This is a genomic window from Roseibium sp. FZY0029 (assembly GCF_036350355.1).
Taxonomy (GTDB): domain Bacteria; phylum Pseudomonadota; class Alphaproteobacteria; order Rhizobiales; family Stappiaceae; genus Roseibium.
Genome location: NZ_JAZDVZ010000004.1, coordinates 242,263 through 254,458, shown reverse-complemented (window position 1 = coordinate 254,458; position 12,196 = coordinate 242,263). Strand labels below are relative to the sequence as shown.

Below are 12,196 nucleotides of genomic sequence, written 5' to 3'. Positions count from 1 at the left end.
GGATACCCTACCTCGTGGTCCTGAACCAGCGTCCGCCGAAATACAAAAGCACGACGATCGGCATCAGCAGAACATGGTAGCTGCCATAAAGGCCAAGGCCCCAGAAGCCCGGGCTCTGCATCGGGATCATCGCGGAGACGCCAAGTGTAAGCAAAATGCCGGCGATCATCGCCAGCGTGCCCCTGTTCTGGCGCACCCGGACGATGCTGAGGACAAGGAGGAAAATGAGACCGACGGAGTAATAGAGGATGACCGACAGAAAATCGTCGGAGGTCAGGATCATGAACACCGGCCAGAGTGCGCCCAAAGCACCTGCGGCCACAAATCCCTGGCGCAGAGGCCGGGACAGATACTGAAAGCTGGCAGCGACAATCATGCTGAGACTGCCCAGGACAATGACGATCCGGGTGGCGATCACGAACGGGCGGTGCCCTTCGTGGCCGATGGCTTCGAAGAAGCCATGATCAATCGCGCCCAGCATCGAGGCCAGTCCGATCAGGGCCAGTGTCAGGGCCCAGATCCAGGCGGGAGACAACGGCTGAACACCGGGGCGACAGCTGAGGCCGGCGAGGAAAAAGAGCTCGCACGCCAGGATCACGTCTGTCAGTGCGGAAAAGGCAAGTTCGGAAAGCAACGGACTACTCGTGGTTGGTGCCAAACTGGCCGGGAGGGCGGCTGGCAGTCGGTGGTCTGATAGGCGCCGGTTGGCCGCAATGATCGGCTGTCGGCATTGAAATTATGTTAAGCGGCCTGCCGCTCCCGGATGCAGAAGTTGCGGTTCAGGGCAGTGCCTTGGTCGGTGCTGGCGCCGGTCTTTTGCCGTTGACCCAGGATTTCAAGGCGCGCTCCGCCGGCATTTCGTAAACCTTGTAGAGGAAAACCGAAAACGCGGCGGTGATGCAGAGCGAAACCGGAAAGAAAACCACATCCGCCGGGATGGCTGGCCTCAGGAAGATGTTCATCAGATGGAGCGACGGCTGGTGGACCAGGTAGAAGGCGAAAGAAGCGTTGCCCAGAAGCACGAGGGGGCGAGTTGCAAACACCTGGGTAAGTGCGGCGCCTTCCGTCAGATGGGCAAAAAAGAACAGCGTGATCACCGGCAGAAAGAACAGGGAATAGCGGAACGGGTCCGGCACGTCCGGTGCCAGCCACATGGTCGCGAACAGCAAAAGATAGCTTACCGGTTGAACGAAGCCTGGCAGCCGGACACCGCGGCGCCAGACCTCGTGCAGCACCATGCCGACAAGAAACTCCAGGATGCGAAAGCCCGGAAAGATATAGAACAGCCAATGGGAGAACGCATACTTGCCAAAGAAGATCACATCGCCCAGGAAAAGCTGAACGAGAACAGCTGAGACGAATACCACAAGGCCGAGCCCCAGCGTCAAAGCAAGAAGTTTGCGCGGTGAAAAGGCGACCAGGGCGAAGAAGCACAGATAGAAGAACATCTCGTCCGACAGGGACCAGGAGGGCGCGTTCAGAGAAAAATAGATCGACGAAACGGGAATCCAGCTTTGCAGGTAGGTCAGGTTCAGGACCGTCTTGATGATGCTGAATTCCTCGGAGTAGATCGCCTCGACCTGCATGATCGAGAAGTAGAGAAACGGCAGGCCCGTGAGGAAATGCAGGGGCGTCAGGCGGGCAATCCGGAGCAGGAAGTATTTGCGGAAGGAAATCGTGCCGGCAAGGATCCTCGTCTTGTAGGACTGCGTCAGCACGAAGCCGGACAGGATGAAGAAGAACGAGACGCCGACGTAGCCCTGTTCGGCAATGGTCTTGACGAAATCGCCGCTCGTATCCCAGCGGAAATGCACTCCGAAGACCAGCAAGGCTGCGAAAAAGCGCAGTCCGGTCAGTTGTTCCAGTCGAACTTTTGCCCCGCTGCCGGTTACATTCATGCGCATATTCCCCCTTTACCGATGGTCAATAAAGACCCCGGAGCCTGGCTTATCTATGCTGGCGCTGATTTATTATGGGTAAATCTTCCGAAATGGCCGGTCCGGCGAGATCGTGTGCCGTTGGAGCGTCAAGAGGCGCTTTGCTTCCTCACCCAGTCCCAGGTTTCCCGGATGCCGCGGTGAAGCGGTACGGTGGGCAGCCAGTCGAACGTCGCCTGTGCCTTGGCGATATCCAGCACCACCCGCGGCACGTCGAAGTTGCGGCCCGCCTTGTAGACAGGCTGCAACGTGCGGCCTGTGGTCTGGCTAATGATCTCGACGATCTGTGAAATGGATGTGCCTGCGCCACTTCCGGCATTGAAGCTACCGGTGGCACTGGAGACCAGAGCGCGGTGACACAGGTCGGCAACATCCTCGACGTGAACGAAGTCGCGCACGATGCTGCCGTCGCCCCAGATTTCGATGGGTTCATCATCCGACACCTTCCGCAGGTAGGTTCCGATCACACCAAGCAGGCCGACCTGTGCCTGGCGCGGTCCATAGATGTTCGCCGGCCTCAGCGCGACGAACTCCAGCCCCTGGAGCTGCTGTTCCATGCGCAGGTATTGCTCGATCGCCAGCTTGACGATGCCGTAGGAGGAAATCGGATTCAGCGGATGGTCCTCCGGCACCGGATCCTGCCCCGGAATGCCGTAGACCGTCCCGCCGGAGGAGAAGAAGACCAGTTTCCTTGTGCCGCTCGCACGCATGGCTTCCAGAAGGCGGACGGTCGGAATGAGGTTGCCGGAGATATCCGCCGCCGGATCGAGGTTCGAGGTCGAGGGAACGGTGGTGCTGGCCAGATGCACAACGGCGTCCACACCGGACAGAGCATCGGCTAACCGGTGATGATCGGACAGATCCTGAAACACGTAGTCGACGCCGGGAAGCGGTGGCCGGTAGAGTTCCGGCCGGGTGTCCATGACCCGAACCGACAGGCCCTGCTGCAGGCACTTGTCCACCACGTGAGAGCCGATGAATCCGCAGCCGCCGATTACAAGAACTTTCAAGTCAGGCCTCTCCGCTCTCGGCGTTTCAAAGTGATCCGGACTTTAGAGCGGGCACGGAGCAAATTGTAAATGGGGGCCCGCCTGTGGGCCGGTGACACCAGTGGGAAAGTGGTGGGCTAAACAAATCGGCCGCTTTCAACAGGATAGGTGGTCTCAAGACCACGCTGCCGGTGTTCCTGAAATCCGCAAGGTCAGGACTTGTCACCTGCCATGATCTTCTTCAGTTCGGGCAGGAAGACGTTCTGGTAGGTTTCACCGCTCAAAGGGCCGATGAACTTGTACCGAATCATGCCGTCCCCATCGATGACGAAGGTTTCGGGCACACCGTAGACCCCCCATTCGATGGCCGTGCGGCCGGCGGTATCGGCGCCGACGCGCTGATAGGGATTGCCGAGGCTGCCCAGAAACCGGCGCGCGTTTTCCGGCTTGTCCTTGTAGTTGATGCCGAGAAGCTGAATGCCCTCAACCTTGGCCAGATCTTCCAGAAGCGGGTGTTCCTGTCGGCAGGGAACGCACCAGGAGGCAAACACGTTGACGACGGAAATCTTGCCGCTGAGATCCTGTCGGGAAAATCCGGGAACAGCAGTGTCGCCCTCGGTCAGGCCTTCGACTGGCGGCAGGTCGAATTCCGGCGCCGGTTTGTTGATCAAGGCGGAGGGAATTTTCTGCGGGTCGCCGCCAAGGGTCAGCTGAAACAGGAACAGGGCGGCCAGGCCGGCGAACACCACCAGCGGCAGCAGTACCAGAACCGGGAACCCGCGTTTCGCGGTTCGCGGTTCGGTTTGTCCGGCACCGGTATCGTGGGACGTCATGAGCTTGCTTTTCCTTCACCCGCCGGCCGGGCGCGCGCGATGCCACGGGCAGCCAGGTCCTTGAGGGCTTTTTCCTGCTGGGCCTTGTCGATGCGCACCCAGGCGATCAGGCCGAGGACCGTCAGAAGACAAAGGCCATAGGATGCCCAGATGAAACCAGCGTGTGGGCCTAGATCCATGAGACTTACTCCGCAGGCTGTGCCGTGGCAGCCGCCGTGCCCGGCTGCGCGGCGCTGGCGGCACGCAGGCGCAGGGCACGCACGCGGCGGCGCAGGATTTCGTTGCGCATCGCCATCAGGTGCAGCACGAAGAACAGCAGTGTAAAGGCAACCGCCATGACCAGAAGCGGCCAGAGAATGTCCGGGTGAATGGTCGGGCCGTCCATGCGCATGACGCTGGCGGGCTGGTGCAGCGTGTTCCACCAGTCCACCGAAAACTTGATGATCGGCAGGTTCAGCGCGCCAACGAGCGTCAGAATGGCTGCCGCCTTGCCGGCCTTGATCGGGTCTTCCATCGTGCGCCAGAGCGTCATCAGGCCCAGATACATGATGAAGAGGACCAGGACCGAGGTCAGCCGGGCGTCCCATACCCAGTAGGTGCCCCACATGGGCTTGCCCCAGAGCGATCCCGTCACCAGCGCCATGAAGGTGAAGGCCGCGCCGATGGGAGCCGCGCTCTTGGCGGAAACATCCGCCAGCGGATGCTTCCACACGAGGGTCCCGAGAGACGACAAGGCCATGACAGAGTAGCACATCATGCTGAGCCAGGCGGCCGGCACATGGATATACATGATCCGCACCGTATCGCCCTGCTGATAGTCCTCCGGCGCGACGAAGAAACTCATGTAGAGCCCGGCGGCGAACGCGATAACGCACAGGCCGATGAGCCAGGGCAGAACCACCTGCACCAGCCTCAAAAACCGCGTCGGATTTGCGTAATCCCAAATTGCCATGGAACCGTTCTAATCGAGAGCGTTGCGCGCTTCAATGGACGAGTATGCCGCAGTGCGCTTTGCGCGGTGTCAAGCCTAAGCGCAAATCCAAGTCCGCGCGTGTCAGATTACAGTTTGTGTTTGCTGCCAATGGTAGTAATTGGGTCTACCGGCTTCACCTTCAAGGACCTCACCTTGCCGGATTTTTCAACGCTTCTCATATTCGCCGCTGCCTCGCTGGTTCTGACTGCGACGCCCGGACCCGACATGCTGCTCATTGCCTCGCGCAGTATCAGCCAGGGAAAGTCCGCAGGCTTCCTGACCTACGCCGGCATCGCGCTGGGCACCTATTGTCATGCGCTTGCGGCGGCCATGGGCCTGTCGCAGCTTCTGACGACGGTCCCGGCCGCCTATGAGGCGATCCGCTGGGCGGGATGCGCCTATCTGCTTTACCTCGCCTGGAAGGCACTGCGGTCGCAAGGCACGGGGCTTGAGCCGGTGAGTGGCCTGAGACGTCTCAGCCACCGGCGCATTTTCCTGGAAGGCCTGGCAACCAATCTTCTCAACCCGAAGATGGCACTCTTCGTGCTGGCCCTGTTTCCGCAGTTCATTTCTGCCGATGGCGGCTCGCTGACGGCTCAGATGCTGGTGCTGGCGTCCGTTATCAATGGCATCGGATTTCTGGTGAACGGTTCAGTCGTTCTGCTTGGCGGCCACATCCGCAGCCGTCTTGCCGGTCTCACGCGTTTCCCGAAGTTGCCCCAATATCTGCTGGCGACCGTCTTTGCGGGTCTTGCTTGCCGTCTGGCCCTGAGTGGACGTAACTAGTCGGCGTCAATCGCCAGCAAACCTGAGCGCGGCGGCGGCGGCAAGCGGGCCGATCACTGCCGCGATCAGGGACAGCGCGCACAGGATGAGGAACGGCGTGAGGAACGGCACGGGGTCATGAATGGCGGCATCCGCGGCGCTGACGCCGAAAATCAGCACGGGAATGGCCAGCGGTATGACCAGCACGGCCAGCAGCAGGCCGCCGCGGCGCAGGGAGACGGTGAGCGCCGCGCCAATAGCGCCGATCAGCGTCAGGGCAGGCGTGCCGACCAGCAGTGTCAGCGTGACGGCTCCCGTGGCGACAGGGTCGAGATTGAGAAAAATGCCGAGCAAGGGTGCGGCAATCACCAGCGGCAGACCGGTTGCGACCCAATGGGCCAGGCATTTGATCAGCACCAGAAGTTCCAGCGGACGCCCGGCCATCAGCATCAGGTCCAGCGTGCCGTCTTCCCGGTCGGCCTGAAACAACCGGTCCAAGCCAAGCAGGGTCGCCAGAAGCGCCCCGATCCACAAAATGGCGGGACCGATGCGCGACAGCAGGTTCAGGTCCGGTCCGACGCCGAAGGGTATGACGGTGACAACGGCCAGGAAGAACAGGACGCCGACCAGCGCGCTACCGCCGACGCGCACCGACAGTCGAAGATCCCGCCGAAACAGAACTGCAGCCCAGGAACTCATGCGGGCAGATCCTCCTCTTCCGGGAAAACGGGATCGGCGGTGCGCAGATGCAGGATGCTGGTTTTGGCAAGAGCCAGTTCGGTATGGGTGGCAGTCACGATCAGGCCGCCGGCCACCAGATGTCCGTTCATCAGCTCCAGAAGCTGGCCTTCGGACGCCTTGTCGAGGGCTGATGTCGGTTCGTCCATCAGCCAGATCGGGCGCGGGGTGACCAGAAGCCGGGCAAGGGCCAGGCGCCTTGTCTGGCCGGCCGACAGAAACCCCGCCGGCAGGTCAATCGTATGGCCGATGCCGAGCAGATCGAGCGCGGCCTCTGGCGACAACGCGGTCGCCTGGTAGGCGGGTGTCGTGACCGGTGAGGTAAAACCCTGCCAGAACGACAGGTTTTCAAACACTGAAAGGGCAGCCTTGACCGCGTTCTGATGGCCAAAATAGTGGGCGTGTTCGGCTGGCGGCCGGTCTTCGACACCGTCATCCAGCCGCAAGGTTCCACCGGCAAGGGCAACCAGACCCGCCAGCGTGCGCAGCAAGGAGGACTTGCCGATGCCGTTCGCACCCGTCACGACCAGCGCCGTGCCGGAGGGAAGCTCAAAGGAGAGATCCTGAAACACCCGGCGTCCGCCACGATCAATGGTCAGGTTTTCGGCAATGAGTTTCAGGGGAACGCTCCGGCGGCTGGTTGGGTTGAACCTTGTTAGTTGGCTGCCCCGTTATGATGCAAGGAAAATTCCCCGCCTTGTCCTTGCTCAAAGACAAAACACCCGGGGCAGGCCCCGGGTGTTTGCTGTCCGGACCCGCTCGCCGGACGAATTTGGAGACGCAAGGCGGACAGGCCCTGCGTTGCAACGCGGTCAGTCGAAGACGGCCGCGATCTGGTCGACGCTGACGCCTTCCTTGATTTCGCGCAAACGTGCATAGATCAGCGCGACAAGGATACTGAGGAAGCCCGCACCGACGGTGGAAATGGCCGCAAACAGGATGACGCCGATAACCATGCCGATGCTGCCGGCGGAGGCCACGAGGCCGACGACAAACAGGGCAACGATGTTGATGATGCTGGCGCAGATGATGGCCAGAACCAGCGCGCCCAGGATCGGCCAGCGGTATTCCTTGGTCAGGTACTTGCTGCGGCCGAGGCCACCGAAGCCGGCGCGTTCGATCACGACGGCCGGTGCCATGACGGCAAATACCGCATAGACCCACAGGCCCGGGACGATCAGCAGGACCAGGCCGATGCCGACCAGGATCGAGACGACGATCGTCAGGACGGCCAGCGGAACAACAGAGCTCAGGGCCGGGCCGAAATAGCGGCCGAGGCGCACCGGACGCGACAGCTTGGCGTCATAGGCGAGCTGCACCAGAAGGGCGGTCGTGATGGAGTAGACCACCATGCTGATCAGGACCGACAGGACGTTGGCAACGATGCTGCCTGGTCCGGAAAACTCCTGCGGCTGGACGCCAAGCGCTGCGCCAAAGCCGATCAGAGCACCGGAAATCAGAAAGCCGATCAGGTTCGGCACGAAGCCGACGATGACGACCTGGATGAAATGCCTGAAGAGGATAGAAAAACTCTCGCCGATAATGGAGCCAACGCCCAGGGAGGCCGTGGGTTGGCTAATAGTCGTGTCGGTCATTCAATTGCTCCGTAATCTTCCAATAGTTTTTTCAAAAGCGGGTATTCAAATTCAGCTCATATGCCAACAAGTGAAGCTCGCCAAGCGGGCGAAAATTATCTGCCGGAGGCTATGGACTGTCCGAAAACCGTGAATCTCTGAATGCGCAAACATCATGTCCACCTTCCGACGAAGACGTGCTGCTTTGCGGTTATCCACCATAAATCCATCTGTCGCAGCCCTCAAGCGGGCCCGGACGTGGAAGCTTGAGCCTCCTGACACTCAGTCGAAGACGTCGGCCACCTGGTCGACACTGATGCCTTCCTTGATTTCGCGTAAGCGTGCGTAGACCAGTGAGGCAAGAATTGCCAAAGGGCCGCTTGCCAGTGCGTTTGTTGCGGCAAAGACGGGCAGAGCCCAGGCAGTATGTCCCTGCCTGGCGAGAAATTCCACGGGTAAGGCGCCGGCAAGTGCAATGGCAAACGAGCAAAGCCAAACCGGCAGCACGGCTCCTGCAATCTGCCAGCGGTAGGTTTTCGTCAGCGACCAGGAGCGCTTCAGCCCGCCGAATCCGATCCGCTCAATGACAACAGCGGGCGCAAGAACCAGAAAGACCGAACATCCCCACAGCGCAAGGAAAGGCAGACCCCCGAGCGTCAGGAGCGAGATGACGATCGTATCAAAATAGACGGCGGTGATGATCGGCGGCAGGGCAATCAGAACGAAGACGATGAGCAGCAGGCTGTTTTGCAAACAGATCGCCGGGCTGGCCCTCAAGGCCGGCAGAAGATAGCGGGCAATCGAGACGGGTCGGTTCAGCTTGATGTCATAGGTCAGTTGCGCAAGACATGCCGCGGTCATGGCAAACACCAGAACGTCGACGCAGGCCGTGACAAGATCCCTCAGCCCTGCCAGATCGCTGGCGTCATCGGATTCCAGATTGAGCGCTGCTTCGATGCCGACCATCGACCATGCCAAAAAGGCTCCGAGCAGGCTAATCACGAAGCCGATTACAAGCACAGGCAGAAGCTGCCGGAGCATGATCGAAAAACTGCTTCCAATCAGCGCGCCAACGCCGAGTAGCTGTCGGACAGACTGCTCCTGTGTACCCCCGGTCTGGCTCACACGGTCGCGGAAATAGGCTCTGAGCGCTTGATTGTCTTGTTTCTGCAAACTGATTGGTCCACTGGGGCTGGAAATGCGCAGCGTCAGGCGGCGCGGCTAACGTTCCTCGCCAGACTGGGCGTAGTGCTTGTTTTCCCGCTTGTCGCCGAAGAGCTGGCGTTGCTCAAGGTGTTCCCGCTGGGCGTTGTAGAACGCCTGAAGGAACGGCAGCCGGTCCACCGGAGGCACCGGTGCGGCATAACCGATCTTCTTGCGTATCTTTTCCACGATGGCTTCCAGCGTGGCGTTGCGCTGGCGGGCCGCTTCGGCTCCGGCCGGTGTGTTCTGGCCACGAAGCAGAGATTCCAGCGTCTGCAGTTCGAAGGCGCCGTAATGGTCGAGCTGGTGCGACAGGAAGACGAATTTCTTGCGTGTCGTCCCGATCGGGACCGTCTCGCTGGCCAGATCCTTCAGAAGCACCGGCACGGGCAGGTGGATCACATGGGTGCCGGCCATCATGTCGCCCAGCCTGCGCCGGTAGCGGTTGAACAGGGGGATCATCAGCGCCATGGTGACCCAGGCAAAAGCCGCGAGCGAGGCGAGCGGCGTTGCCGAATCCAGCGTCAGCAGCAGCGTTCCAGGCAGAAAGATTTCCGCTTCCTTCATCAGATTGCGCAGGACAAGTGCGCGTGCGGTCAGCGGTCCGCCGTCGTGGGAGACCACCTTGATCTTCATCAGGCGCTTGCCGATGGTCTGGCCGTTCCAGGCCAGCTCGGACATGACGTAGTAAGGAACGCGGATCAGAAAGAACAGCAGGGCGCCGATGGCCACCAGCGTCTGAGGCGAAGTCAGGTCCAATATGCCAAGCAGGATCAGCACGCAGATCGCGGCGATCGCGGTCAGCACGATATCGGTGAGCTGGGCCGCAAAGCGCACACCAACGCCTGCAATGGGCAGCGTCAGCGGCACGCCCTCCGGTGGCACAAGCGTTGAAGGGGAAGGTCTGTCCGATCTGGCCCGTTTCCAGAAGCGCAGTCTCATCGCCGGCTCCGCCCACCCAGGAGGAACCAGGACAACCAGAGCGCGCCGATGCCCCAGCCGATGATCAGCCGTGCCTCAAGGTCTTGCACCAGTTGCCGGCCGAAGCCTTCCAGAAGTGCCGCAGCCACAAGCATGATGGCCGCGACAATGGCCAGTTTAACCGCATCGCGCCCGGCTTCCCTGAGGGCGACACTGCGCGATCTGTTGCCGGGAAAAAGCACCGCGGTCCCCAGTTGCAAGCCGCCGCCGCAGGCGATGCAGATGGCCGAGATTTCGGTCACGCCATGGATAGACAGCCAGCCGGCAAGGTCGAGGCCAAGCCCCCGGTCGACGTGAAGGGCCAGAAACGCGCCAAGAGACAGGCCGTTGTAGAACGTCAGCAAGATGGCGGGTGCGCAGGCAAAGACGCCAAGTCCGAAAACGAAGATGGCAATGCGGGTGTTGTGGGAAAACAGATAGGTAGCGAATGCCCCGAGCCCGCTTGCCTGACTGTCGCCGTAGATCACGGAGCGCAGGGATTCCGTGGTTGCGTCCGGCCCTCTGCCCCCGGCCAGGTCCGCCGGCATCATCACGTAGAACCAGTCGTTGTTCTCGAAATAGAGCAGATAGCCCGTCAGGGCGCCAAGCCCCATGCACAGAAACCCGAGCAGGATATAGAACCAGGACCGGCGCATGGCCTTTGGCGCACCTTCCCTCAGGAAGCGTTCCAGCAAGCCGCCAAGCCGTTCCTGCGGGGCATAGACGCACAGATATGCGCGGGCCGTGAGCGCTTCCAGATAGCCGAGCAGGGCTTTGTCGAGCGAGATTTCGCGGGCGATCGCCAGTGAGGTCGTCGCCTGCCGGTAAAGCGAGGCGAGATCCCGGGTCTCCGCGAATTCCATGTGCTGAAGGCCGCGGCCTTCCGCCTTGCGGACCAGGGTTTCCAGTCTCTGCCAGTCGGCTTCCCGTTCCTTGCGGAACCGGGCGGAGCGCATCAGATCCTGTGTGTCCATCAGATCAGCTCCCGGGCCTTGATTTCGAGATAGGCGGAAATCAGCCGTGCGGTCACGGCATTCGGTTTGGCGTCGACAATGGTGACACCCATTCGGGACAGTTTTTCGAACACCAGCCGGCGCTCGTTGAGCGCCTGATTGGCGGCCACAAGCCGGGCCGCGCCATCAAGGTCACCCGGAGCCGTTTCCACAAGCTGTTCCAGGTCCGGGTCGCGTATGGCAACGAAAATCAGGAGGTGCCTCTTGGCCAGGATGCCGATGTTTTCCACCAGCAGTTCGGCAGATGTGGTGTCAACGAAATCTGTGAAGATGATCAGCAGGCTGCGCTTGGGCGTGCGTGCATTGAGTTCTGTCAGGGCCAGAGTGTGGTTGGTTTCGCGGCCGACATAGGAAAGTTCCGCCGTCCAGCTCCGCAGGCGCGCAAACGCCGTGCGGCCCGCGGTGGGTGCGGAGAAGGTGCGCGGTTTGACGTCGTAGGAATAATAGCCGACCAGATCGCCGCCGATGGCGGCCGCCCAGGCAGTCGCGAGCGCGGCGGTCACGGCGTGATCGATCTTCGGCAGGCCGCCGATCTCCTCCCGCATCAGGTAACCGTTGTCGAGCGCGACGATGACATGATGGTTGCGCTCGGCGCGCAATTCCTTGGCAACGAGAGAACGCCGCCTTGCGGAGCGTTTCCAGTCGATGGTCTTGATGTCCATGCCCTGGACGAAATCGCGAAGTTGCTGGAATTCCGACCCTTCGCCCACCGCGCGGTTTTCCTTCACGCCATAAAGCGTCGACAGCACGGTGGTGGTGATCTGCCCGGATTGCACCATCCGGATGTTCGGAACCACGCGAATTTCTGCCCCGACGGCCAGCTTCGGCACGAACTCCAGCAGTTTGAGGCGGGAGCGCCAGAACAGCCAGAGATGGTCGACACGCCAAATGCCCCGCCGAACCGCCCGGCAGGCAACTTCCACCCGGGCAGAGCCATCCGTTGCCGGCGCAAAGGCGAATTCCGTGTCGCCGCCAAGTCCGTCCGGCCAGTCGATTTTCCCCCATAGCCCTTGCGGTGCCCGGGCAAGATCCAGTTCCAGCCTGGCAGTCTCGCCGACGAACACCTCTGCCGGGGCTTCAAAGGTCAGGTTTTTCGGTCGGCGGAGCGACATCGCCAGATCGACGCCGAGCAGCACGACGAGCACGACCCAGGGCACCGCGCCGATTTCTCGCGCAGCGCCCCCGGTGACAACCGTGATCACCGAGATGAC

Annotated in this window: 14 protein-coding genes; 1 reads left to right on the top strand and 13 read right to left on the bottom strand. The window is 61.2% G+C overall.

What is annotated here, in order from left to right; genetic code table 11:
* Positions 1–7: 7 nt before the first annotated feature.
* The 6 genes from V1T76_RS12775 to V1T76_RS12750 form a co-directional block, all read right to left on the bottom strand.
* A complete protein-coding gene (locus V1T76_RS12775) occupies positions 8–634 on the bottom strand; it encodes a DUF6962 family protein (protein WP_330561040.1) in 627 nt (208 codons plus the stop codon).
* A 145-nt stretch (positions 635–779) separates the two neighbouring features.
* A complete protein-coding gene (locus V1T76_RS12770; protein ID WP_330561039.1) occupies positions 780–1,898 on the bottom strand; it encodes an acyltransferase family protein in 1,119 nt (372 codons plus the stop codon).
* 128 nt (positions 1,899–2,026) lie between these two features.
* Positions 2,027–2,947 (bottom strand): NAD-dependent epimerase/dehydratase family protein, encoded by a 921-nt coding sequence (locus V1T76_RS12765; protein WP_330561038.1) that lies wholly within the window; start codon positions 2,945–2,947, stop codon positions 2,027–2,029.
* Positions 2,948–3,138: 191 nt separating this feature from the next.
* On the bottom strand, positions 3,139–3,759 hold the full coding sequence (locus tag V1T76_RS12760; RefSeq protein WP_330561037.1) for a DsbE family thiol:disulfide interchange protein: 621 nt from the start codon (positions 3,757–3,759) through the stop codon (positions 3,139–3,141).
* Positions 3,756–3,938 (bottom strand): heme exporter protein CcmD, encoded by a 183-nt coding sequence (ccmD, locus tag V1T76_RS12755; protein WP_330561036.1) that lies wholly within the window; start codon positions 3,936–3,938, stop codon positions 3,756–3,758. Before ccmD ends, V1T76_RS12760 begins: the two co-directional genes overlap by 4 nt.
* A gap of 5 nt (positions 3,939–3,943) precedes the next feature.
* Positions 3,944–4,711 (bottom strand): heme ABC transporter permease, encoded by a 768-nt coding sequence (locus V1T76_RS12750; protein ID WP_330561035.1) that lies wholly within the window; start codon positions 4,709–4,711, stop codon positions 3,944–3,946.
* 174 nt (positions 4,712–4,885) lie between these two features.
* Between V1T76_RS12750 and V1T76_RS12745 the strand changes: the two genes are divergently transcribed.
* Positions 4,886–5,518: a LysE family translocator gene (locus V1T76_RS12745; RefSeq protein ID WP_330561442.1), complete on the top strand. Its 633-nt coding sequence runs from the start codon at positions 4,886–4,888 to the stop codon at positions 5,516–5,518.
* A gap of 6 nt (positions 5,519–5,524) precedes the next feature.
* Here the strand turns inward: V1T76_RS12745 and ccmB are convergent, their stop codons facing one another.
* The 7 genes from ccmB to V1T76_RS12710 all read right to left on the bottom strand — a co-directional run bounded on the left by ccmB (position 5,525) and on the right by V1T76_RS12710 (position 12,187).
* A complete protein-coding gene (gene ccmB, locus V1T76_RS12740; RefSeq protein WP_006938206.1) occupies positions 5,525–6,196 on the bottom strand; it encodes a heme exporter protein CcmB in 672 nt (223 codons plus the stop codon).
* On the bottom strand, positions 6,193–6,846 hold the full coding sequence (ccmA, locus tag V1T76_RS12735) for a heme ABC exporter ATP-binding protein CcmA (protein WP_330561441.1): 654 nt from the start codon (positions 6,844–6,846) through the stop codon (positions 6,193–6,195). The genes ccmB and ccmA overlap by 4 nt, the downstream gene beginning before the upstream one ends.
* 201 nt (positions 6,847–7,047) lie before the next feature.
* Positions 7,048–7,830, bottom strand: a complete 783-nt coding sequence (locus V1T76_RS12730; RefSeq protein WP_330561034.1) for a hypothetical protein — start codon at positions 7,828–7,830, stop codon at positions 7,048–7,050.
* Between the two features lie 261 nt (positions 7,831–8,091).
* The gene (locus V1T76_RS12725; protein ID WP_330561033.1) at positions 8,092–8,982 is read right to left on the bottom strand and encodes a hypothetical protein; all 891 of its coding nucleotides are present in this window, start codon (positions 8,980–8,982) and stop codon (positions 8,092–8,094) included.
* Positions 8,983–9,030: 48 nt separating this feature from the next.
* Positions 9,031–9,954 carry an RDD family protein gene (locus V1T76_RS12720; RefSeq protein ID WP_330561032.1) on the bottom strand — a complete coding sequence of 308 codons (924 nt, stop codon included), beginning with the start codon at positions 9,952–9,954 and terminating at the stop codon, positions 9,031–9,033.
* The gene (locus V1T76_RS12715; protein ID WP_330561031.1) at positions 9,951–10,946 is read right to left on the bottom strand and encodes a stage II sporulation protein M; all 996 of its coding nucleotides are present in this window, start codon (positions 10,944–10,946) and stop codon (positions 9,951–9,953) included. The genes V1T76_RS12720 and V1T76_RS12715 overlap by 4 nt, the downstream gene beginning before the upstream one ends.
* Positions 10,946–12,187 carry a DUF58 domain-containing protein gene (locus V1T76_RS12710; RefSeq protein ID WP_330561030.1) on the bottom strand — a complete coding sequence of 414 codons (1,242 nt, stop codon included), beginning with the start codon at positions 12,185–12,187 and terminating at the stop codon, positions 10,946–10,948. The genes V1T76_RS12715 and V1T76_RS12710 overlap by 1 nt, the downstream gene beginning before the upstream one ends.
* Positions 12,188–12,196: the final 9 nt, after the last annotated feature.